The organism is Pseudomonas sp. Sample_24 (assembly GCF_004307605.1).
Lineage (GTDB): Bacteria > Pseudomonadota > Gammaproteobacteria > Pseudomonadales > Pseudomonadaceae > Aquipseudomonas.
The window spans coordinates 1-22,295 of record NZ_RCNW01000312.1; the positions used below are offsets into that span (position 1 = coordinate 1).

The 22,295-nt window shown below is 60.4% G+C and carries 20 protein-coding genes; 2 read left to right on the plus strand and 18 right to left on the minus strand.

Going from position 1 to position 22,295, the window contains the following annotated elements:
* The 16 genes from D8V06_RS16695 to hutC form a co-directional block, all read right to left on the minus strand.
* A partial coding sequence (locus D8V06_RS16695) for a glucan biosynthesis protein (RefSeq protein WP_177434442.1) occupies positions 1 to 487 on the minus strand: 487 nt, incomplete at its 3' end.
* Positions 488 to 808: 321 nt separating this feature from the next.
* Entirely contained in the window at positions 809 to 1,246 is a 438-nt protein-coding gene (dtd, locus tag D8V06_RS16700) for a D-aminoacyl-tRNA deacylase (RefSeq protein WP_130931338.1), read from the minus strand.
* A complete protein-coding gene (pip, locus tag D8V06_RS16705; protein ID WP_056852235.1) occupies positions 1,243 to 2,214 on the minus strand; it encodes a prolyl aminopeptidase in 972 nt (323 codons plus the stop codon). The genes dtd and pip overlap by 4 nt, the downstream gene beginning before the upstream one ends.
* A gap of 104 nt (positions 2,215 to 2,318) precedes the next feature.
* Positions 2,319 to 3,236, minus strand: coding sequence for an alpha/beta hydrolase (locus tag D8V06_RS16710; RefSeq protein ID WP_130903890.1), 918 nt, complete (start codon positions 3,234 to 3,236; stop codon positions 2,319 to 2,321).
* Positions 3,236 to 4,183, minus strand: coding sequence for a choline ABC transporter substrate-binding protein (locus D8V06_RS16715; protein WP_130931339.1), 948 nt, complete (start codon positions 4,181 to 4,183; stop codon positions 3,236 to 3,238). Before D8V06_RS16715 ends, D8V06_RS16710 begins: the two co-directional genes overlap by 1 nt.
* A 206-nt stretch (positions 4,184 to 4,389) precedes the next feature.
* Positions 4,390 to 5,190 (minus strand): N-formylglutamate deformylase, encoded by an 801-nt coding sequence (hutG, locus tag D8V06_RS16720; RefSeq protein WP_130931340.1) that lies wholly within the window; start codon positions 5,188 to 5,190, stop codon positions 4,390 to 4,392.
* 10 nt (positions 5,191 to 5,200) lie between these two features.
* Positions 5,201 to 6,406, minus strand: coding sequence for an imidazolonepropionase (gene hutI, locus D8V06_RS16725; protein ID WP_130903887.1), 1,206 nt, complete (start codon positions 6,404 to 6,406; stop codon positions 5,201 to 5,203).
* 131 nt (positions 6,407 to 6,537) lie between these two features.
* Positions 6,538 to 8,076 (minus strand): histidine ammonia-lyase, encoded by a 1,539-nt coding sequence (hutH, locus tag D8V06_RS16730; protein WP_130903886.1) that lies wholly within the window; start codon positions 8,074 to 8,076, stop codon positions 6,538 to 6,540.
* A 111-nt stretch (positions 8,077 to 8,187) separates the two neighbouring features.
* The gene (gene hutH / locus D8V06_RS16735) at positions 8,188 to 9,711 is read right to left on the minus strand and encodes a histidine ammonia-lyase (protein ID WP_130931341.1); all 1,524 of its coding nucleotides are present in this window, start codon (positions 9,709 to 9,711) and stop codon (positions 8,188 to 8,190) included.
* A 168-nt stretch (positions 9,712 to 9,879) separates the two neighbouring features.
* Positions 9,880 to 10,710 (minus strand): glycine betaine/L-proline ABC transporter ATP-binding protein, encoded by an 831-nt coding sequence (locus D8V06_RS16740; RefSeq protein WP_056852229.1) that lies wholly within the window; start codon positions 10,708 to 10,710, stop codon positions 9,880 to 9,882.
* Positions 10,707 to 11,558, minus strand: coding sequence for a proline/glycine betaine ABC transporter permease (locus D8V06_RS16745; RefSeq protein ID WP_008058061.1), 852 nt, complete (start codon positions 11,556 to 11,558; stop codon positions 10,707 to 10,709). The genes D8V06_RS16740 and D8V06_RS16745 overlap by 4 nt, the downstream gene beginning before the upstream one ends.
* Before the next feature lie 70 nt (positions 11,559 to 11,628).
* Positions 11,629 to 12,597 carry an ABC transporter substrate-binding protein gene (locus tag D8V06_RS16750; protein ID WP_130931342.1) on the minus strand — a complete coding sequence of 323 codons (969 nt, stop codon included), beginning with the start codon at positions 12,595 to 12,597 and terminating at the stop codon, positions 11,629 to 11,631.
* Positions 12,598 to 12,666: 69 nt separating this feature from the next.
* A complete protein-coding gene (locus D8V06_RS16755) occupies positions 12,667 to 14,139 on the minus strand; it encodes a cytosine permease (protein ID WP_130931343.1) in 1,473 nt (490 codons plus the stop codon).
* A gap of 132 nt (positions 14,140 to 14,271) precedes the next feature.
* A complete protein-coding gene (gene hutU, locus D8V06_RS16760; protein ID WP_056852226.1) occupies positions 14,272 to 15,939 on the minus strand; it encodes a urocanate hydratase in 1,668 nt (555 codons plus the stop codon).
* 578 nt (positions 15,940 to 16,517) lie between these two features.
* Entirely contained in the window at positions 16,518 to 17,087 is a 570-nt protein-coding gene (locus D8V06_RS16765; RefSeq protein WP_130931344.1) for a HutD family protein, read from the minus strand.
* Positions 17,084 to 17,794, minus strand: a complete 711-nt coding sequence (hutC, locus tag D8V06_RS16770) for a histidine utilization repressor (protein ID WP_162135916.1) — start codon at positions 17,792 to 17,794, stop codon at positions 17,084 to 17,086. Before hutC ends, D8V06_RS16765 begins: the two co-directional genes overlap by 4 nt.
* Before the next feature lie 146 nt (positions 17,795 to 17,940).
* Here hutC and D8V06_RS16775 point away from each other — a divergent pair, with 146 nt between their 5' ends.
* Positions 17,941 to 19,305, plus strand: a complete 1,365-nt coding sequence (locus D8V06_RS16775) for a formimidoylglutamate deiminase (RefSeq protein ID WP_130931345.1) — start codon at positions 17,941 to 17,943, stop codon at positions 19,303 to 19,305.
* A 53-nt stretch (positions 19,306 to 19,358) separates the two neighbouring features.
* Here D8V06_RS16775 and D8V06_RS16780 read toward each other — a convergent pair whose 3' ends face one another.
* Positions 19,359 to 19,928, minus strand: a complete 570-nt coding sequence (locus D8V06_RS16780; RefSeq protein ID WP_056852223.1) for a lipocalin family protein — start codon at positions 19,926 to 19,928, stop codon at positions 19,359 to 19,361.
* A 31-nt stretch (positions 19,929 to 19,959) separates the two neighbouring features.
* A complete protein-coding gene (locus D8V06_RS16785) occupies positions 19,960 to 20,214 on the minus strand; it encodes a hypothetical protein (RefSeq protein ID WP_056725770.1) in 255 nt (84 codons plus the stop codon).
* Between the two features lie 279 nt (positions 20,215 to 20,493).
* Between D8V06_RS16785 and D8V06_RS16790 the strand changes: the two genes are divergently transcribed.
* Positions 20,494 to 22,295 (plus strand): methyl-accepting chemotaxis protein (locus tag D8V06_RS16790; RefSeq protein ID WP_241667836.1); only part of this gene is annotated, 1,802 nt, incomplete at its 3' end.

Here is a 22,295-nt window from a genome sequence, read left to right on the forward strand (position 1 = left end):
TTTCGTCTTGCTTGTCGGCCTTGTTGATCGGGTACAGCACACGGAAACCGGCATAACCGAGTTGCTCAGTGGCTTTGGGATCAAACTTGAGGTCGCCGAAATCGAACCGGGTTGGATCGTATTTGATCTCTTCGACGGTGTTCGCCGTGATTTCGTTGATTTTCACCGGCGTGTCGAAATGCATGCCCTGGTGATAGAACGACAGCTTGAACGGGGTTTTCTGGTCCGCCCACTCGGCCTTTTCAGTCAGGAACCGAATTTTCTGATAGTCCGCGAATTTCATTTCGCGGAATTCGTTTGGCAGGTTACTGCGCGGCGCTTCGTACTTCTGTCCGGCCAGCTCTTTTGCCTTGACCGATACATCATCCAGATTGAATGCCCAAAGCTGACCGGCGCTGAACAGGCAGAGCAGTGCCGAGCCCGCTACCAGAGCGCTACGTAACCGTTTGGCAGACAATTTTGGTGCGTTACAGGGACTAACAATCACGAGCAACCCTCGCCGAAAACAGATCAAAAAACCAACGGCCAGTTAAAGGGTCTGTACGGTATCCGGTACATGAAAACCGGTCCTGCAGACCACTCTTGCCAAGTTGGCGAGCATTGTTCCGACTCCGCTGGGGCAAAATGATTCCCCAATCGGATCCAGACAAGTCTCTACCTAAGTCAAAATGGACCAACGAACGCTGATCCCCGTAGCGCGCGATTATCTAGCAGGCCGCGTTACAACGCATCAGGGGTAACAAAGTATTTATTGGGAAAAACACCTGTTTTCAGCCGAAATGCGCTTAAAAAGATGTTTCAAGCGCTTTCAGGTCTGTAACAGGAAGGTGACCGGGCCATCATTGACCAGGTGCACCTGCATATCCGCGCCGAATCTACCTGATGCCACAGTGCCATGCACCTGTTTCGCTTTGCCCAATAGATAGTCGAAAAGCTCCTCGCCCAGGGCCGGAGGGGCGGCGGTCGAGAAACTCGGGCGCAACCCGCTCTTCGTATCGGCGGCCAGGGTGAACTGCGAGACCAGCAGCAACCCGCCGCCCACGTCCGCCAGGGACAGATTCATCTTGCCCTCGGCGTCGCTGAACACCCGATAGTTAAGCAGCTTATTGAGAAGTTTGTCGGCGCTGGCTCGCGTGTCGTCGGGCTCGACGGCCACCAGCACCAGCAAACCCTGCTCGATTGCACCGACCACTTCCCCCGCTACCTCGACTCGCGCGCCTCGCACGCGTTGCAGCAAGCCCTTCATGCTTCGTCAGGGGTCAGATCGAGCAGGCGTCGTGCCATCTGATCAGCGGCACGCACCAAAGCGTCGGTGATGCCCGGTTCGGAAGCGGCGTGCCCGGCGTCGCGGATGACTTGCAGCTCACTGTTCGGCCAGGCCTGGTGCAGCTCCCAGGCGTTGTCCAACGGACAGATCACGTCATAACGGCCATGGACGATCACGCCGGGCAAGTGGGCAATCTTGCCCATGTCGCGAATCAGTTGATCCGGTTCAAGGAACGCGTTGTTGGTGAAGTAGTGGCATTCGATCCGGGCAATGGACAGCGCGCGCTGAGGCTCGGAGAAACGGTCGACCACCAGCGGGTTCGGCCGCAGGGTGGCGGTCCGGCCTTCCCAGAGTGACCAGGCCTTGGCCGCATGCATCTGGGCAATCTGATCATTGCCGGTCAGGCGCTTGTGGAAAGCACTGAGCAGGTCGTCGCGCTCGTCCAGCGGAATCGGCGCCAGGTAGTCCTGCCAGTAGTCCGGGAACAGACGGCTGGCACCGGCCTGATAGAACCACTCGATTTCCTGCGGACGGCAGAGAAAGATCCCACGCAGGATCAGACCGTGCACCCGCTCTGGATGGGTTTGCGCGTAGGCCAGCGCCAGGGTCGAGCCCCAGGAGCCACCGAACAGCACCCATTTGTCGATACCCAGGTGTTTGCGGATGCGCTCGAGGTCGGCGACCAGATCCCAGGTGGTGTTGTTTTCCAGGCTCGCGTGGGGTGTGGAGCGACCGCAACCGCGTTGATCGAAAGTGACAATGCGATACAGGTTCGGATCGAAATAGCGGCGGCTCTGGGCATCACACCCGGCCCCGGGGCCGCCGTGAATGAACACTACCGGCAAACCTTCCGGCGAACCGCTCTCGTCGACATACAGCGTGTGAGTCGCGTCGACGGCCAGATCGTGCCGGGCGTGGGGTTTGATCTGTGGGTACAAAGTCTGCATTGCGCGCTCCGTAAGGGGTCGAGGTCATCCCTGGGGGGACTTCTATTATTCTGCCGTTGGGCATCATAAACCCGATTTACGTCAATGAGCATGCCCTTGCAGGGTCAGAGTTTGTCCGCGAGATAACGGAGCAGCGTTTCGTACAACGCATCCACCTCTACAGCCTGCCCCCGCGCCCGTAAACAACCATGAACCAGGCCCTCGCCGTAATACAGCGTCGCGCTCACGCCGGCGCTGTTCAGTCGCTCGGCGTAAAGCACACCGTCATCGCGCAGCGGATCGAACTGCGCCACCGCAATCAATGCCGGCGGCAGGCCGCTGAAATTGCCGGCCAGTAGCGGCATCGCACAGGCACCCGGCTTCGCTGTGCCACCCAGGTACAACGCGTGGTAGCAATCGACATCGCTGCTGCTCAGCAACGGAGCATCGACGCATTCACTGCGAGACGCCAATTGTTGATCGCCACCCAGCCCCGGATAGATCAACACCTGCGCCGCCGGCAAGGGTTCACCCGCATCGCGCAATGCCAGGCACAGGGCGGCCGCGAGATTGCCGCCGGCGCTGTCGCCAGCCACCAGCGTGCGAGCGCGATCCAGTTGAAACGGCCCGGTGCGCAGTGCGCGCCAGACTTTCAGGCAATCGTCGAAGGCCGCGGGAAACGGATGCTCCGGCGCCAGACGGTAATCGACAGCGATCACCAACACGTTAAGCGTCGAGGCCAGTTCGGCACAGATGAAGTCGTGGGAATCCAGGTCCCCCACCACCCAGCCGCCGCCATGCAGGTAGACGATGCACGGCATGCCAGCAGCAGAAGGTGAAACCGGCGGCTGATACGAACGAACGGCAACCCCCGCCAATTCGAAATCGACCACGTACAACCCTGCCGGACGCGGCGGCGTGAATGCCCGACACATCTCGCTGTAGGCCTGACGCAATCCGCTCAGGCTGCTTTCGGTGCTGTTGAAACTCAGGGTTTTGTCGACGAACGCCGAAAGCTGTTCTGATAAAGGATAGGTCGTCATCAGTTTTTCAGGCTGGCCTGAACCGTGGCTACGCCGTCCTTGCCATCGAAACTGTTGACACCGGCCAGCCAGCGCTCAAGATCTTCCGGGTGCTCGCGCAGCCATTTTCTGGCGACGTCTTGGGGCGTCTGGCGCTCCATGATCGGCACCATCAACTGGCTTTCCTGGGCGGCGGTGAAGGTCAGGTTTTCCAGCAGGCGATTGACGTTCGGGCAACGCTGGGCGTAATCGGGAGCGGTCACGGTCGAAACGGTCGCGGCGCCTTCGTTCGGGCCGTAGACGTCTTCGCTGCCGGTCAGGTAGGTGATGTTCATGTTGATGTTCATCGGGTGCGGAGTCCAGCCGACGAAGACCACGAACTCCTTGCGATTCACCGCACGCTGAACGGCGGCGAGCATACCGGCCTCACCGGATTCGATCAGCTTGAAGTCCTTGAGACCAAAGTGATTGGTTTCGATCATGGTCTTGATCGTGGTGTTGGCGCCGCTGCCCGGTTCGATGCCGTAGATCTTGCCACCAAGCTGATCCTTGAACCTGGCAATGTCGGCGAAAGTTTTCAGGCCCGCTGCGGCAACGTAGTCAGGAACGGCGAGCGTGGCCTGGGCATCGGCCAGGCTTGGTTTGTCCATGACCTTGACTTGATTGGCGGCCAGGAACGGCGCGATGTTTTTATCCATCGCCGGTTTCCAGTAACCGAGGAAGATGTCCAGGCGCTTGTCGCGAATCCCGGCGAAAATGATTTGCTGCACGGCGCTGGTCTGCTTGCTTTCGTAACCAAGACCATTGAGCAACACGTCGGCCATGCCGCTGGTGGCGATCACGTCCGTCCAGTTGACCACGCCCATGCGCACGGTTTTGCAGGAGGTGTCGTCCGCCGCCATGGCGCCGGCACTCAACAGCGCGGTACCGCAGAAGATTGAGAGACAGCGGGTAAACAGTCTTTTCATCAGGATGATCTCGTGCGGCAGCGGATTATTGTCGGGCCGGTGTCTTTGTGCACCGTGGTCGAAACATTACGCAGCAGACGAGCGCTAAAAGCGAACTGTGGCGACCGAGATTTGCACGGAGGCGACTGTCTCGATCAATCGTTCCCACGCTTTGCGTGGTAATACGGCCAGGGAGGGATTCCCACGCGGAGCGTGGGAACGATCAGTCACCGGTAGTGTTGCTCGCCCCATGCGAGCAAGCCTTGCAGCAGTTCCTTCAACACCATCCGCGTCGGCTCTGCCAGATCCGCTCGATAGCGGAACGGCTCGAATTCTTCCATGTATGTGCACTGGCCCAACTCCAGTTGCACGGCATGGATGTTTTCGGCTGGATTACCGTAGTGTCGGGTGATGTGACCGCCCTTGAAGCGACCGTTAAGCACATGGCTGTAGTCGCCGTGGCGCGCGCAGATGGCTTCCAGCTGAGCGGCCAATTGCGGGTCACAACTGGCGCCGTTGAAAGTACCGAGGTTGAAGTCCGACAACTTGCCGTCGAACAGGTGCGGGATGATCGAGCGGATCGAATGTGCATCGAACAGCAGCGCGTAACCGAACTCGGCTTTGAGGCGCGCCAGCTCGGTTTGCAAGGTGCTGTGATATGGCGTCCAGATCTGCTGCAGATACGTCGCACGCTCCTCTTTCGAAGGTTCCATGCCCTCACGGAACAATGGAATGCCATCGAACAGCGTCGCCGGATACAGGCCGGTGGTAGCGCCGACGTATAAAGGTTTGTCGTCGGACGGCCGGTTGAGGTCGATGACGAAACGCGAATACTCGGCGGCCAGGGTGCTGGCACCCAGCTCGGCGGCGAAATCGTAAAGCTGCGGGATGTGCCAGTCGGTGTCCGGCAGGCTTTTCGCGTCGGGTATCAGCCCGGCTTCGACTGCAGGCGTCAGGCGAACACCGGCGTGGGGCATGCTGATCAGCAGCGGTACGCGGCCTTGTTTGAAGTTCAGAACCTTATCCACAACTGCTCTCCTACAGACTCGTTTCGACGCCGTGACGCACGACGCGTTTTTCCAGGTCGCCGCCCAGCCAGTAACACAGGTCGGCCGGACGATCGATTTGCCAGGCGACAAAATCCGCGACCTTGCCGGCCTCCAGTGAGCCGTGGGTGTCGGCCATGCCCAAGGCAGTGGCGGCATGAAGGGTCGCGCCGGCCAGGGCCTCTTCCGGGGTCATGCGGAAACAGGTACACGCCATGTTCAGCATCAGGCGTAGCGACAGTCCCGGCGATGTGCCCGGATTGAGGTCGCTGGCGATGGCGATTTTTACCCCGTGTTTGCGCAGGGCATCCATCGGCGGCAATTGGGTTTCGCGCAGGAAGTAAAAGGCTCCGGGCAGCAGCACGGCGACCGTGCCGGCCTCGGCCATGGCGATGGCGTCGTCTTCGGTCATGAATTCCAGGTGATCGGCGGACAATGCGTGGTAACGCGCGGCCAGACTCGAACCGTGCAACGACGACAATTGCTCGGCGTGCAGTTTCACTGGTAAACCCAATTCCCGGGCAGTGATGAAAACACGCTCGACCTGCGCCGGCGAGAACGCCAGGTATTCACAGAACGCGTCCACCGCGTCCACCAACCCTTCGGCGGCCAGGGCCGGGAGCATTTCTGCGCAGATGTGCTCGATGTAGTCGTCAGCACGATCCTTGTATTCCGGTGGCAAGGCGTGCGCCGCCAGGCAGGTGCTGCGCACGCTGACCGGCAGTTCGGCACCGAGACGACGGGCCACGCGCAACATCTTGCGTTCGTTGGCCAGGTCCAGGCCGTAGCCGGATTTGATTTCAATGCTGGTGACACCATCACGCATCAGGCTTTTCAGACGCTTGGCGGCACTGGCGAACAGTTCATCTTCGCTGGCAGCACGGGTGGCGCGCACGGTGCTGGCGATTCCACCCCCGGCTGCGGCGATTTCCGCGTAGCTGACGCCTTGCAGCCGCTGCTCGAATTCACCGCTGCGGTTGCCGCCGAACACTGTATGCGTGTGGCAGTCAATCAGGCCCGGCGTGACCCAGGCCCCTTTCAAATCGTTGACCGCCGGGTATTCGCCCGCCGGCAGTTCGGCGCGAGGGCCGATCCACTCGATGAGTGCACCGGACGTCACGATGGCGGCGTCCTCGATGATCGAGTAAACGCCCTGCGCCATGGTTGCGACGTGGCAGTGTTGCCAGAGGGTTTTCATCCCGAGTTCCTCGTCTTTGATCGTTCCCATGCTCCGCGTGGGAATGCCTCAAGGGACGCTCTGCGTCCAGTGACGCGGAGCGTCACGGGCTGCATTCCCACGCAGAGCGTGGGAACGATCGGTGGGTGGGGTTAGAGGCTAGGCAGCAATTTCGCCGACACCAATTCGCTCAGGCAACGCGAAGCCAACAACTCGGTCGCCGCATTGATATCCGGTGCAAAGAACCGGTCCTTCTCATAAAACGGCACTTCCTTGCGCAGAATCGCCCGAGCCTGCTCCAGCTTCGGCGAGGTCTTCAGACCATTGCGCAGATCCAGACCCTGAACCGCTGCCAGCCATTCAACCGCGAGAATCCCGCGAGTGTTCTCGGCCATTTCCCACAAACGCTTGCCGGCTGCCGGGGCCATGGACACGTGGTCTTCCTGGTTGGCGGACGTCGGCAGGCTGTCCACCGAGTGTGGATGGGACAGCGCCTTGTTTTCGCTGGCCAGTGCCGCGGCCGTCACCTGGGCGATCATGAAACCGGAGTTCACACCACCGTTGGCCACCAGGAACGGCGGCAATTGCGACATGTGCTTGTCCATCATCAGCGAGATACGGCGCTCGCTCAGGGAGCCGATTTCCGCAATGGCCAAAGCCATGTTGTCGGCGGCCATCGCCACCGGCTCGGCGTGGAAGTTGCCACCGGAAATCACGTCGCCTTCAGCAGCGAATACCAGCGGGTTGTCCGACACAGCGTTGGCTTCGACGGCCAGCACTTCGGCCGCCTGACGGAATTGGGTCAAGCAGGCGCCCATGACTTGTGGCTGGCAACGCAGGGAGTACGGATCCTGAACCTTCTCGCAGTTTTCATGGGAATCGGAGACTTCGCTGCGCTCACCCAGCAGGTCGCGATACGCGGCGGCGGCGTCGATCTGGCCTTTCTGGCCACGGGCCGCGTGGATGCGTGCGTCGAACGGCGAGCGCGAGCCCAATACCGCCTCAACGGTCAGGCCGCCCAGCGCCAGGGCACCGGCGAACAGGTCTTCACCCTCGAACAGGCCACGCAAGGCAAACGCAGTGGACACTTGGGTGCCATTGAGCAGTGCCAAACCTTCTTTCGCCGCCAGGGTCAGCGGGGTCAAGCCGGCGACTTTCAGCGCTTCGGTGGCTTCCATCCACTCGCCCTTGTAGCGCGCCTTGCCTTCGCCCAGCAGCACCAGCGACATGTGGGCCAATGGCGCCAGGTCACCGGATGCACCGACCGAACCTTTCAATGGAATGTGCGGGTAAACCTCGGCGTTGATCAGCGCGATCAGCGCGTCGATCACCACCCGGCGGATGCCGGAGAAACCACGGCTGAGGCTGTTGACCTTGAGCACCATGATCAGTCGGACCAGATCGTCGCTGATCGGCTGGCCGACACCCGCGGCGTGCGACAACACCAGCGAACGCTGGAGGTTTTCCAGGTCTTCACTGGCGATTCGGGTCGAAGCCAGCAGGCCGAAACCGGTGTTGATGCCGTAGGCCGTGCGGTTTTCGGCGAGGATCTGCTCCACGCAGGCAACACTGGCTTCGATCTGCCTTGATGCGCTGTTGTCGAGGGTCAGTTTCACCGGTTGCTGATAGACATCACGCAGTTGAGCGAGCGTCAGTTGGCCAGGGATCAAATTAAGCGCAGTCACATTCATTCTCCTTTTGAGAGTTTTTATTAACTAACCAGACGCTCCGGAGATGTCCGTTGTCCGTCGCTTCCCACCTTTTGGGGGGCTGGCGCCTTGGCACGCTGGCTTATGTTGAAATCAGTTGAGGTTCGGTAAAGCCTTGTGCAACAAATTCGGTTCTTTCAGTACAGCAGCAGCGGCGGCAATGTCCGGCGCCAGCCAACGATCCTGATCGTAGGCTGGCACACGTTCACGCAGCAGACGCCAGGCGGCATCGGTACCAGCGCCGAAGCGTTGTTCCTTGAGGAATTCGAATGCCTGGGCCGCCAACAGGTACTCGATGGCGAGGATCTGCGTGCAGTTTTCCAGCGCGCGATGCAGTTTCAGCGCGGCGTTGGTGCCCAGGCTCAGGTGATCTTCCTGCAGGCCCGAGGTCACGTAGTTGTCCAGCACTGCGGGTTGCGCCAGTTGGCGGTTTTCCGCACACAGCGAAGCGGCGACGTATTGCACGATCATCATTCCGGAGTTCACCCCCGGATTGGCCACCAGAAACGCCGGCAGACCACTGACGTGCGGGTTGATCAAACGATCCAGGCGACGCTCGGCGATGGAGCCGATTTCCGCCATGGCGATGGCCAGCAGATCCGCCGCCAGCGCCACGGACTGGCCGTGCGGGTTGGCTTGGGACATGACGCGGAAGTTGTCCGGCGTACCCAACAGCAGCGGGTTATCGGTGCAGCCGTTGAGTTCGATTTCAATCTGTTTGATCGCATGCTCGAGTTGATCGCGAGCGGCGCCATGCACTTGGGGAATCGAGCGGATGCTCAAGGCATCCTGGGTGCGAATGCCTTTGCTCTGGGCGATCACTTCACTGCCATCGAGCAGCGCGCGCAGGTTGATGCCGACCTGTTGCATGCCCGGGTGCGGCTTGAGCGCAATGATCTCGGCATCGAATGCGGCGATCTGGCCACGCTGGGCTTCGAAGCTCATGGCACTGATTACGTCGGCCCACTGCAACAGACGCGTGGCGTCGGCAATTGCCAGGCTGCTGAGGCCGGTCATGCACGGGGTGCCGTTGACCAGGCACAGACCGTCCTTGGCACCGAGCTGGACCGGTTGCAGGCCTTCTTGCGCCAGCGCCTGCTGCGCCGGCACGATTTGCCCGCGATAGCTGACGTTGCCGACGCCCAGCAGCGCAATGCCGATGTGCGCCATGTGGGTCAGGTAGCCAACCGAGCCCTGAGAGGGCACTTGTGGGGTGATACCGCGATTGAGCAGCGCCAGCAGCGCTTCGACGACCCGGCGGTGAATGCCGGATTTTCCCTGGCTGTAATTGCGGATGGCAGCGCAGATGATTGCGCGCGTCTGCTCGTCGGCCAGCGGTGCGCCAACGCCACAGGCATGGCTGAGCAAGGTGTTGCGCGAGAGTTGGCTGAGTTGTTCGTCTTTGAGCGAGACGTTGCACAAGGCGCCCAGGCCGGTGTTCACGCCGTAGGCGCGCTCGCCGCTGGCGACGATGCGCTGGACGATCGCCTGGGCGTTTTCGATGCGGTCCCACACCTGCGCCGACAGCTCGAACTGTGCGCCATGGCGGGCTACGGCAACCACATCCTGCCAACGCAACGGCGCGTCGGCGATAACGATTTTTTCAGCCTGGGACATCTTCAACCTCGTGCTTACAACCTGAATATTGATGCAACTTCACCGGCCTCATCGCTGGCAAGCCAGCTCCCACAGGGACGGGTCATATTGCCCCTATTGTGTTCACACACCAGAACACTGTGGGAGCTGGCTTGCCAGCGATGGGGCCGGTACAGACACCGCCAGTTTTTAGACCACCGCAGCCCGCCGCTGCACGAACCGGTCGACATATTCATCCGCCGGCGAATGCAGGATCTCTTTCGGCGTGCCGACCTGGATCAGGCGGCCGTCCTTGAGGATCGCGATGCGATTGCCGATGCGTACGGCCTCGTCGAGGTCGTGGGTGATGAAGACGATGGTCTTGTGCAGGGTCTTTTGCAGTTCCAGCAACTGGTCCTGCATCTCGGCGCGGATCAGCGGATCGAGAGCACTGAAGGCTTCGTCCATCAGGATGATGTCGGTGTCGGCCGCCAATGCACGGGCCAGGCCCACGCGCTGACGCATGCCACCCGAGAGCTGGTGCGGGTATTTGTTTTCGTAGCCCTTGAGGCCCACGGTGTTGATCCAGTGCAGCGCGCGTTCGTTGCACAGGGCTTTGCTTTCGCCACGGACTTTCAGGCCGTAGGCAACGTTGTCCAGCACGCTCTTGTGCGGCAACAGGCCGAAGCTCTGGAACACCATGCTGATCTTGCGCCGGCGAAATTCGCGCAGGGCTTCCATGTCGTATTGCAGGATGTCCACACCGTCCACCAGGATCGCACCGCTGGTCGGGTCGATCAGGCGATTGAAGTGGCGTACCAGCGTCGACTTGCCGGAGCCCGACAAGCCCATGATCACGAAAATCTCGCCGCTGCCGATGCTCAAGGACAGATCGTTGACCCCGACCACGCAGCCGGTTTCGGCCAGCACCTGTTCTTTGGTCTTGCCCTGGCCGACCATGGCCAGCGCGTCTTTGGAACGGTTGCCGAAAATCTTGAAGACGTTTTTGACTTCGATCTTGCTCACGGTTGCGTTGTTCATTTGCTCACCTCATGCCGTGCGCGACCGTACGCCTGTGTAATGCGGTCGATCACCACAGCCAGAATCACGATCGCCAGACCGGCTTCAAGGCCACGTCCGACGTTGAGGGTCTGAATCCCCACCAGCACGTCTTCACCCAAACCACGGGCACCGATCATCGAGGCGATCACCACCATCGACAGGGCCATCATGGTTGTCTGGTTGATACCCGCCATGATGCTCGGCAGGGCCAGCGGCAGTTGCACGCCGAACAGTTGCTGCCAGCGGTTGGCGCCGAAGGCATTGATCGCTTCCATCACTTCGCCGTCGACCTGGCGAATGCCCAGGTCAGTCAGGCGGATCAGCGGCGGCGCGGCGTAGATCACCGTGGCGAAAATCGCCGGGACCTTGCCCAGACCGAACAGCATCAATACCGGGATCAAGTACACGAAGCTCGGCATCGTCTGCATGATGTCCAGCAGCGGCATCAGTACCGAACGCAGGCGATTGCTGCGCGCCGACAGGATGCCCAGCGGAATGCCGATCAGCACCGATATGACCGTCGCCACCATCATCAGCGCCAGGGTCTGCATCAGTTTGTCCCAGAGGCCGACCGCGCCCACCAGGAACAGCAGGCCGACAATGACGGCAGTGGTCACGACTTTACGGGTCGCATGCCAGGCAACGCCCGCGACGATCGCCAGCATCAGCCACCATGGCGCGGCACGCAGCAGGCCTTCGAGATTGACGATGGCCCACAGCAGCGTATCGGAGATGCTGCGGAACACGTCGCCGTAGTTGGTCACCAGCGAATCGACCCAACCGTTGACCCAGTCGGCGATGGAAAAGGTAAAGCTTTCGGGAAACATAAGAGACTCTCAATCAAGGGGTTGCGATCAAGTTTCCGACTGCCGTCGCCGGCAGCCGGAGACACTCGACCTACAAGGCCGCGTCGATTTTCTTGGCAGCGTCTTCGCTCACCCATGCGTGCCAGACTTCAGGATGTTCCTTCAGGAAGATCTTCGCCAGTTTTGGCGACTCGATGCGCTCCTTGCTCATGCGCCCCAGGTTCTGGTTCAGCAGGTCGATCGGCAGGTTGACCTTTTCCAGCACGGCCACCAATTCCGGGGCTTCGTCGTGGAAGGTCTTGGACAGGCCGACCTTGATGGTCACGGTCTTGTCCACGCCCGGCTTTTCTTCCAGTTTGACCACGTCCACCTGGCCCATCAGCGGGGTCGGCGACCAGTAGTAGAACAGGATCGGCTCGCCACGCTTGTAGCTCGACAGCACGGCGGCATCCAGCGCCGGGCCAGTGCCCGGGCGGAAGTTGGTGTAGCTGCTTTCCAGGCCGTAGCTTTTCAGCATCTCACTGTTGTCGAGCTCACAGGTCCAGCCAGCCGGGCAGTTGTAGAAACGGCCCTTGGATGGCTCTTCGGCGTCCTTGAACACTGCCGAGTACTTGGCCAGATCGGCAATGTTCTTCAGCTCCGGCGCCTTGGCTTCGAGCTTGCGCTTGGCGTCGCCTTCGATCACGTAGCGCGGCACGTACCAGCCTTCGACCGCACCGACCACCGGCGCGCCGACACCCACGACTTTGCCGGCCTTCTCGGCTTTGTTCCAGACCTCGCTACGGCCAACCCACTCTTCGGCAAACACCTGAATGTCGTTGCTGCTCAGGGCGTTTTCCATGGTGATGGAGTTGCCCGGCAGGCTGTCGGTCTTGCAGTCGTAGCCTTTCTCCAGCACGACTTGCATCACGTCGGTCAGGAGCATGGCGCTTTCCCAGTTCAGGCCGGCGAATTTCACCGGTTTGCCCGACTCGCACCAACCCGCCGCCTGAGTGGCGCCAGCGCTGGCCAGCAGGCCCATGGAAAGCAATGCGGTCAGCAGGGTCTTGTTCGATTTCATTGTTGTGACGCTCCTAATCATGAATGGGCTTACGGCAGTCAAGAGGCATCCAGCCCTGTCCACGTCCAGTCAGGCCTGCGCCGCAGCGCGACCGGCCCCGATTGTTTTGGTTTGTACAACGCTGTCCTGCTCGACCGGCAGAATCAGGTGATCGGGTACGCTGCCATGCCACTTTTTCGCACACACGTAATACACGGCTGCGGGCAGCACCAGACCGATGATCCAGGAAATATCCACATCACCCAGAGCGGCCACCAGTGGGCCGGTGTAGAACTTGGTGGCGATGAACGGCAACTGCACCAGCACACCGAAAACATAGACGCTGATACCGAGGGCGTTCCAACGGCCGTAGCGCCCGTTCGGATCGGCCAGCGCCGGCACGTCGTAGCGCTCGCGGGTGATGCAGTAGTAGTCCACCAGATTGATCGCGCTCCATGGCGTGAAGAACGCCAGCAGGAACAGGATGAAGGACTTGAACGCACCGAGGAACGAGTGCTGGCCGAGCAACGCCATCAGGGTCGCGGCACCGACGATGGCCAGTACGAAGACCAGACGCTGCAGGCGCGTGACCTTCAGTTCGCCACGGAAACCGCTGATGATGGTCGCGATGCACATGAAGCTGCCGTAGGAGTTCAGTGTGGAAATGGTGACCTTGCCGAACGCGATGCTGAAGTACAGCAGCGCAGCGGTGGCACCGGTACCGCCCAGCCCCACGATGTAGGCCACTTCGTGACCGGCGAATTGGCCGTTGGCCGAAGCCGCGGCAAATACGCCGAGAACCATTGCCACCTGGGCACCAATGACCGAACCCGCACCGGCGGCAAAAAAGGTTTTCACCGAGGAAACCTTGCTCGGCAGGTAGCGCGAATAGTCAGCCACGTAGGGGCCGAAGGCGATTTGCCAGGACGCCGCGAGCGACACCGCGAGCAAGAAGCTGCTCCAGCTGAAGTGGCGGATTTGCAACAGGGCGCCAACGTCAACCTGGCTCACCAGACGGCTGAACAGATAAACAAAGGCAATCACGCCAATGACACTGGCGACTCGACCGATCCAATGGATCACCCGATAACCGAGCACCGTGACCAGCACGATGACACTGGCGAAGATGAGAATACCGACGGTGTCGCTGACCCCAAACAACTGGCCCAGCGCCTGGCCGGATAACACGGTTCCCGTTGCGGTGAACCCCAGGTACATCAGGCACACCAGCACGATCGGGATGGCCGCACCGTAGACCCCGAACTGTACCCGGCTCGAGATCATCTGCGGCAAGCCAAGCTTCGGACCTTGCGCGGCATGCAGCGCCATCACGCCGCCACCGAGCACTTGACCGATCAACAGCCCGATCAACGACCAGAACACGTCACCGCCCAGCACCACGGCCAAGGCTCCGGTAACAATCGCGGTGATTTGCAGGTTGGCCCCCATCCACAGGGTGAACTGGCTGAACAGACGACCGTGTCTTTCCGCTTCCGGGATGTAGTCGATCGAACGTTTCTCGATCAACGGTTTGCTGCCTGCACGTTCGCTGTTAACAGCCATGGTTCAACCTCTGTGGATTGTTATTGGAATTCATTCGGTCCCTGTAGGAGCTGAGCTTGCTCGCGATGGCGGTGTATCTGATGCACCACGTTATCGTTCATCGCGAGCAAGCTTTGCTCCTACGGGCAAGCGTTACTTGCCGGTAATCATCGGCAGGTTCAGCCCTTGTTCCTTGGCGCAATCGATGGCGATCTGGTAACCGGCATCGGCGTGACGCATGACGCCAGTGGCCGGGTCGTTGTGCAGCACGCGTGCGATACGCTCGGCCGCTTCATCAGTACCGTCGCAGACAATCACCATGCCCGAATGCTGGGAGAAGCCCATGCCGACGCCGCCGCCGTGGTGCAGCGAAACCCAGGTCGCGCCGCTCGCGGTGTTGAGCAAGGCGTTGAGCAGCGGCCAGTCGGACACGGCGTCGGAGCCGTCCTGCATCGATTCGGTTTCGCGGTTCGGGCTGGCGACCGAACCGGAGTCCAGGTGGTCGCGACCGATCACGATCGGTGCCGACAGCTCGCCGCTGCGCACCATTTCGTTGAACGCCAGACCGAGCTTGGCGCGCAGGCCCAGGCCAACCCAGCAGATACGCGCTGGGAGCCCCTGGAAGCTGATGCGCTCGCGGGCCATGTCCAGCCAGTTGTGCAGGTGAGCGTCGTCCGGGATCAGTTCTTTTACTTTGGCGTCGGTCTTGTAGATGTCTTCAGCGTTGCCCGACAGCGCAGCCCAGCGGAACGGGCCGATGCCGCGGCAGAACAGCGGACGGATGTAGGCCGGTACGAAGCCCGGGAAGTCGAATGCGTTTTCCACGCCTTCTTCCTGCGCCATCTGACGGATGTTGTTGCCATAGTCGAAGGTCGGCACGCCCATTTTCTGGAAGTCCAGCATCGCCTTGACGTGTACGGCCATCGATTGCTTGGCGGCTTTGATTACAGCGGCAGGCTCGGTCTTGGCGCGCTCACGGTATTGATCCCAGGTCCAGCCGGCCGGCAGGTAGCCGTTGAGCGGGTCGTGGGCGCTGGTCTGGTCGGTGACCATGTCCGGACGCACGCCACGCTTGACCAGTTCCGGCAGGATTTCCGCCGCGTTGCCCAGCAGCGCGATGGAGATTGCCTTGCCTTCGGCGGTGTACTTGGCGATGCGGGCCAGTGCGTCGTCGAGGTCAGTGGCTTGCTCGTCGACATAACGGCTTTTCAGGCGGAAATCGATGCTGACCTGCTGGCATTCGATGTTCAGCGAGCAAGCACCGGCCAGGGTTGCAGCCAGAGGCTGGGCGCCCCCCATGCCACCCAGGCCAGCGGTCAGTACCCACTTGCCTTTCAGGTCATCGTTGTAGTGTTGGCGACCGGCTTCGACGAAGGTTTCGTATGTGCCCTGAACGATGCCCTGGCTGCCGATGTAGATCCAGCTGCCGGCGGTCATCTGGCCGTACATGGCCAGGCCTTTGGCGTCGAGTTCGTTGAAGTGTTCCCAGCTCGCCCAGTGCGGCACGAGGTTGGAGTTGGCGATCAGCACGCGTGGGGCATTGGCGTGAGTCTTGAACACGCCGACCGGCTTGCCGGATTGCACCAGCAGGGTCTCGTCGTCATTCAGATTGGTCAGGCTTTCGACGATCTTGTCGTAGCATTCCCAGTTACGTGCCGCACGACCGATGCCACCGTAAACCACCAGTTCTTTCGGGTTCTCGGCGACTTCCGGGTCGAGGTTGTTCATCAGCATGCGCAGCGGCGCTTCGGTCAGCCAGCTCTTGGCGGTCAGCGTGTTACCGCGGGCAGCGCGGATTTCAACGTCACGAAATTTAGTCACGAACAGAACTCCTCAGCAATCAATCCAAAACCAACCCAGGCAGTGGGCGAGCAAGCCGATGAGCATCAGTGCACACCGGCGAATCAGTGGACGACGGTTGAGTCTCCGTGACTCATACGCATACGTCTTTACTTGTACATACAAGCATATGCAATCAAGCGGCCAACTTGCTGGATGTGTGTTCAAGAAAAATCCTGAATCGGCCTGGAAAGCCTGTAGATCAAGGGGTCTGAGGAAGATGAAATTTTTCGCAGGGCTTTGTGGCAGGAGAGAGGGCTTGTTACTTGAGCGTGGTTTTGCGCCACGCTGGGGCGTTAGGTAACAAGTTGGTGCGCAGTTTCGAATCAGATGATCGTTCCCACGCTCTGCGTGGTAACGCCGTCATGGACGCTCCGCGTCCGCTTCTTGCGACTGTGACGCGGAGCGTCACCGGATGCGTTCCCACGCAGAGCATGGGAACGATCAGTAACGATTCAATCGAGATCGGTCAGATGTACCCGACTAGTTGAATTGACGACTGCTACGCAGCCAAGCGGGAGCAAGCTCCCTCGCCACAGAGAGGCTCATTGGCCGGGGAATCAGCGTGTGGTCAGTTCGATCACGCAACATGGGCCGTTGACGGAGATTTCCAGCAGGCCGGTGTTACCGTCCAGTTGCAGGCAATCATGCCGATCCAGTTGCGAAGCGCTGTTACCGACCTTCACTTCCAGTGCTTCGCTGATGCTGAACACCAACACCGTGCCCGCCTCGCTGAAAAACCGCTGCTCACCACTCAACCACTGCAACCGTGCGCCATAACGCTGCGGTGCGTAGATCAGGTTGAAATCGCGAATCGGCCCACCGAGCAATGTGCAGGAAACCTTGCTCTCTCCGCTGAAGGCAAACGGGTCCAGCGGCAACAACGACCGCGTGTGCTGACCGTCAACCGATAAGGTCATGCCGTCACCCTGCAACACGGTGATGATTCGCTCATAACCGGCGAAGGTGGAAAACCCGCCTGATTCGCCAATGTCGGCAATCGACAGGCGCCAGCCAAACCCGTCCAGACCGGTGCCGGCATCACGGGTAATTTCTTCGGTGCTGCCGCCGCCGTTTTTCCACGGCATGCGCGGGTAATCGACTGCGCGTAAAACTTTCGGACTGCTCATTTATGGAACCGACCTTCCAGACGATGACGGGAACCGGGGTGGATCAAACGGGCAGCGGTCACCGGCTGACGGCCGGACCAGGTGCGGCGACGGATCAGCAGGCACGGCTCGCCCTTTTCAATCTGCAGCAATTTGCATTCGGACGGCTCGGCCAGGATCGCCTCGACCACGTGTTCGCCTTCAGTCAGCGGCGCGACCTGATTCAGATAGGCATAAGGCGTTTGCAGGGTGAAGTCCTGCTTGAGGTAGTCCGGGGCCACCAGTGCGTTGACGAAACGGTCTTCGATTTGCACCGGAATATCGTTTTCGAAATGCACGATCAGCGAGTGGAACACCTTCTGCCCTTCACGCATGTCCAGGGCCAGGGCGCGCTCGGAACCGGCAGCCTCTTCTTCAAGCGTGATGACCTTGCAGGTGTGGCGATGACCGCGAGAGGCGATTTCGTCGGCGATGTTGTGCACTTCAAACAGCGCGGACTGGCTTTTAGGTTCGGCGACGAACGTACCCACGCCTTGCATACGCACCAGCAGACCGTCGGCGGTCATCTCGCGCAAGGCGCGATTGATGGTCATGCGGCTGAAACCCAGCTGGCTGACCAGCTCGCTTTCCGACGGCACGCGATAGTGCGGCGGCCAGTTTCCACTGTCGATTTGCTGGGTGATCATTTGTTTGACGCGGGCGTACAAGGGCGCCGGACTGTCGCCCATGTTCGCGGCCAACGGAGAGACTGGAGGCGGAGTCGGCACGGTTAATCCTTGGTCGTTTAGTGAATATCGCTAGCTTGCCGGAGTTTACCGGGCAGGCAAACGTCTGTATATGTATATACAAATAACACACGATGGGGTGCTGAACCATGTCCGCCTTCTTTGCCGAACGCGCGCTGCTGCCTAGTGGATGGGCCAACAATGTACGTCTTGAGGTCAGCGCCGACGGCGTATTGACCCATATCCAGGCCAATTCCCATGCAGATGGCGCCGAACGGTTGAGCGGTCCGCTGCTGCCCGGCATGCCGAATCTGCACTCTCACGCCTTCCAGCGGGCCATGGCCGGGCTGGCGGAAGTGGCGGGTAATCCGAACGACAGTTTCTGGACCTGGCGCGACTTGATGTACCGCCTCGTCGGAAAAATCAGCCCGGAGCAACTCGGGGTCATCGCCCGTCAGCTGTACATCGAGATGCTCAAGGCCGGCTACACATCGGTGGCGGAATTTCATTACGTACACCACGACACCAGTGGCCAGCCTTATGCCGACCCTGCCGAGCTGGCCCAGCGCATCAGCCAGGCGGCCAGTTCGGCGGGAATTGGTTTGACCCTGCTGCCGGTGCTCTACAGCCATGCTGGTTTCGGCGGTCAGACACCCAATGAAGGTCAGCGCCGTTTCATCAACAGCACTGAAAACTACCTCAAGCTGCAGTCGCGATTGCAGCCCATACTGGCGCAGCAAAAGGCGCAGACACTCGGTTTGTGCTTCCACTCGCTACGTGCGGTCACGCCACAGCAGATCAGCGAAGTGCTGGCGGCCAGCGACCAGCACAGCCCGGTGCACATCCACATCGCCGAACAACAGAAGGAAGTCGACGATTGCCTGAGCTGGAGCGGTCGACGTCCGGTGCAATGGCTTTATGAGCATGTCGACGTCGATCAGCGCTGGTGCCTGGTTCACGCCACCCACGTCAATCCCGAAGAAGTCTCGTCGATGGCCAAGAGCCGGGCCATTGCCGGTCTGTGCCTGACCACCGAGGCCAACCTGGGCGACGGGATCTTCCCGGCAGTGGACTTCCTCGCCCAGGGCGGCCGCATGGGTATCGGTTCCGACAGTCATGTATCGCTGAGCGTGGTGGAAGAATTGCGTTGGCTGGAATATGGCCAACGTCTGCGCGACCAGCGGCGCAACCGCTTGTATGGCGCCAAGCAACCGATGGTGGGGCGCACGCTGTTCGATGCGGCGCTCGATGGCGGCGCGCAGGCGCTGGGTCAACCGATTGGTGCGCTGGAGGTGGGCAAGCGTGCGGATTGGCTGGTGCTGGACGGCAACGACCCGTATCTGGCAACGGCCAGTGGCGACGGGATCTTGAATCGCTGGTTGTTTGCCGGTGGCGATCGGCAGGTGCGGGATGTGCTGGTCAATGGCCAGTGGGTTGTGCGTGACGGGCGGCATGCGGGCGAAGAGGAAAGCAACCGGGCATTCACCCAAGTCCTGCGCGATTTGTTGGGTTAACCCCCCGCTGATCGTTCCCACGCTCTGCGTGGGAATGATCAGTAGCGCAGTGATCAGTTCGAGGTCTTGGCCATCTGCGTATCCGACGCTCGCCAGATCAGTCGCGTGGTGTCGTAGCCCTGCTGGCGTGCCTTGCTCAGCAGTTCTTCACGCACCACACCGTTCACGGTCGGTGTGCGTGACAGGAGCCACAAATAGCGACGGCTTGGGTCGCCGACAATGGCTGTCTTGTAGTCATCGCTGACATACAGCACCCAGTATTCGCCCTTCGCCACACCCGGAATCAGCCTCGAAAACCAGGTATCGAACTCGACCCACAACTTGTCGGTTTTACCCGGCACCTGTGGATAAGCCGTGCCCTTGACCTCTTCCCATTGCCACTGCGCCGTCAGGCAGCGGTTCAGCACCGCGACGTTGCCATCGGGCAACAGCGTGTAATGGGCTTCGGATTGCGCGCAATCGCGCTGGAAATACATCGGCAGACGGGCCAACTCGTACCAGGTGCCCTGGTAACGCTTGAGGTTGACGCTGTTGGCTGTCTTGGGCGCCAACGGATCCTGGCCAGAAGTGGCACAACCGGCCAATACCAGGCCGGCAAAAAGCATCATCAATAACCGCTTCATTGTTTTTCTCCCGTGGGCACTTCGCCCCGGTTTACTTCAGGCCTTGGCCGGAAAACATCAACACTTTGTCACCGGCGAATTGCACGCTGATAAAGCTGTTCTTGTCGCCCCATGTGCAACTGGACATGCCGAGTGCGCCGGAGCAATCGGCGGGTTTGCCCAACAGGGTTTCAACTTCGGCCTTGGCCATGCCGGCCGAGAGCTTCGAGTAGTTTTCCTGATTGACTTTGCTGCACGCAGCCAACAACACGCAGAACGAAAGCAGGGCGATGGATCGCAGCGACATGTGAACTCCAGAGGCGGTGGGGAATGGCATGAATGCCAAACTGAACCTTAGAAGAGAAAACCCTAATCTGGTTCCCTGAGCGACCGGCTATTTGTTGGGCCGCTCGTCTGCCTCTACCCGGCAAATCAGCCACTTTGCATGGCGATCGAGTATTTCGTCGGTTTTGCGCACATTCGCCTAATCTTTGGCGCCGCCCAGTCGACACAAATGCAACGCAAAGCCACGCCTGTGGCCATTGCCCCTCCTTTGTTGACCAGATTCCCTGCGGTAGCTCATCCAATGACCCGAAACATGAAGTTCAGCCACAAGATCTTGTTGGCTGCCGCCCTCGTGGTGGCCGTCGCATTCGCTTGTTTCATCCTGTTCAACGACTATCGCCAACGGCAGACCTTGCGCAGCAGCACCGAAGCATCGATGCAGGAACTCGGCAGCCTGACCACCAGCAACATCCAGACCTGGCTGGAAAGCCGCATGCAGTTGCTGCAATCGATGGCCCAGCAAGTCACTGCCGATGGCAATGCCCCGGCCAGCCTGAAACGCATCATCGACCTGCCCGCCTACACTGGTAATTTCCAGCTGAGTTACTTCGGTGGTGCCGACGGTGTGATGTTCTCGGTTCCGGCAGGCAACCGCGCAGCTGATTACGACCCACGGGCCCGTGGCTGGTACAAGGCTGCCAACAGTGCGCAACAGACCATCGTCACCGAACCGTACATCGCCGCTTCGTCCGGCAAACTGGTGATTACCGTTGCAACGCCGGTACAGCGCCAAGGCCAGATGATCGGCGTGGCCGGCGCCGATATCGACCTGTCCAGCGTCAGTGCGATCATCAACTCGCTGAACTTCGGCGGTCACGGACATGCCTTCATCGTCGGCGCTGACGGCAAGATCCTGATCCACCCGGACAGCAAGCTGGTACTCAAGAACCTGACCGAGGCTTACCCCAACGGTGCGCCAAAGGTCAGCCCCGGCATGAAAGAGGTCGAGATCGATGGCAAGCGCCAGTTCATCTCGTTTACTCACGTCAACGGGGTGCCGTCGGCCGATTGGTACGTGGCACTGGTGCTCGACCAGGACACCGCGTTCTCGATGCTTAGCGAATTCCGCACCTCGGCCATCATTGCCATGGTGATTGCGGTGGTGATCATCATTGCATTGCTGGGCATGCTGATCAGCCTGCTGATGCAACCGCTGCTGACCATGGGCCGCGCCATGCACGACATCGCCGAAGGCGAAGGTGACTTGACCAAACGCCTGACCATTCATGGCCACGACGAATTCGGTGCGCTGGGGCTGTCGTTCAACCGTTTCGTCGAGCGCATTCATACCTCTATCATCGAAGTGTCCTCGGCCACCGGTCAGGTCAACGAAGTTGCCCTGCGCGTCGTCGCAGCCTCCAACTCTTCGATGTACAACTCCGACCAGCAAGCCTCGCGCACCAGCAGCGTGGCCGCGGCGATCAATCAGCTTGGTGCCGCTGCCCAGGAAATCGCCCAGAACGCTGCCCTCGCCTCGCAGCATTCGAGCGATGCCCGCAGCCTGGCCGAAGACGGCCAGCAGGTGGTGGATAAAACCATTGCGGCGATGCAGCAGCTCTCGGCGAAGATCAGCGATTCGTGCGGCAATATCGAGACGCTCAACAGCAATACGGTCAACATCGGACAGATTCTGGAAGTGATCACCAGCATCTCCCAGCAGACCAACCTGCTGGCGCTTAACGCGGCCATCGAAGCAGCGCGGGCCGGTGAGGCCGGGCGCGGTTTCGCAGTGGTCGCCGACGAAGTGCGCAACCTGGCCCATCGCACCCAGGATTCCGCGCAGCAGGTGCAGACCATGATCGAAGAACTGCAAGTCGGCGCCCGCGCGGCCGTGGGCATCATGACCGACAGTCAGCGCCAGAGCGAAAGCAGCGTCGGCATCGCCAACCAGGCCGGTGAGCGGCTGGGTAGCGTGACCCAGCGCATCGGCGAAATCGACGGCATGAACCAGTCCGTCGCCACGGCGACCGAAGAGCAGACCGCCGTGGTTGAATCGATCAACGTCGACATCAACGAGATCAACACGCTGAACCAGGAAGGTGT

Bases quoted from the DNA above. Each gene is read 5' to 3' on its own strand.
- dtd (WP_130931338.1), bottom strand. From the start codon at position 1,246: ATGAAGGGCTTGCTGCAACGCGTGCGAGGCGCGCGAGTCGAGGTAGCG.
- pip (WP_056852235.1), bottom strand. From the start codon at position 2,214: ATGCAGACTTTGTACCCACAGATCAAACCCCACGCCCGGCACGATCTG.
- D8V06_RS16710 (WP_130903890.1), bottom strand. From the start codon at position 3,236: ATGACGACCTATCCTTTATCAGAACAGCTTTCGGCGTTCGTCGACAAA.
- D8V06_RS16715 (WP_130931339.1), bottom strand. From the start codon at position 4,183: ATGAAAAGACTGTTTACCCGCTGTCTCTCAATCTTCTGCGGTACCGCG.
- hutI (WP_130903887.1), bottom strand. From the start codon at position 6,406: ATGAAAACCCTCTGGCAACACTGCCACGTCGCAACCATGGCGCAGGGC.
- hutH (WP_130903886.1), bottom strand. From the start codon at position 8,076: ATGAATGTGACTGCGCTTAATTTGATCCCTGGCCAACTGACGCTCGCT.
- hutH (WP_130931341.1), bottom strand. From the start codon at position 9,711: ATGTCCCAGGCTGAAAAAATCGTTATCGCCGACGCGCCGTTGCGTTGG.
- D8V06_RS16740 (WP_056852229.1), bottom strand. From the start codon at position 10,710: ATGAACAACGCAACCGTGAGCAAGATCGAAGTCAAAAACGTCTTCAAG.
- D8V06_RS16745 (WP_008058061.1), bottom strand. From the start codon at position 11,558: ATGTTTCCCGAAAGCTTTACCTTTTCCATCGCCGACTGGGTCAACGGT.
- D8V06_RS16750 (WP_130931342.1), bottom strand. From the start codon at position 12,597: ATGAAATCGAACAAGACCCTGCTGACCGCATTGCTTTCCATGGGCCTG.
- D8V06_RS16755 (WP_130931343.1), bottom strand. From the start codon at position 14,139: ATGGCTGTTAACAGCGAACGTGCAGGCAGCAAACCGTTGATCGAGAAA.
- D8V06_RS16765 (WP_130931344.1), bottom strand. From the start codon at position 17,087: ATGAGCAGTCCGAAAGTTTTACGCGCAGTCGATTACCCGCGCATGCCG.
- hutC (WP_162135916.1), bottom strand. From the start codon at position 17,794: ATGGGCGACAGTCCGGCGCCCTTGTACGCCCGCGTCAAACAAATGATC.
- D8V06_RS16775 (WP_130931345.1), top strand. From the start codon at position 17,941: ATGTCCGCCTTCTTTGCCGAACGCGCGCTGCTGCCTAGTGGATGGGCC.
- D8V06_RS16780 (WP_056852223.1), bottom strand. From the start codon at position 19,928: ATGAAGCGGTTATTGATGATGCTTTTTGCCGGCCTGGTATTGGCCGGT.
- D8V06_RS16785 (WP_056725770.1), bottom strand. From the start codon at position 20,214: ATGTCGCTGCGATCCATCGCCCTGCTTTCGTTCTGCGTGTTGTTGGCT.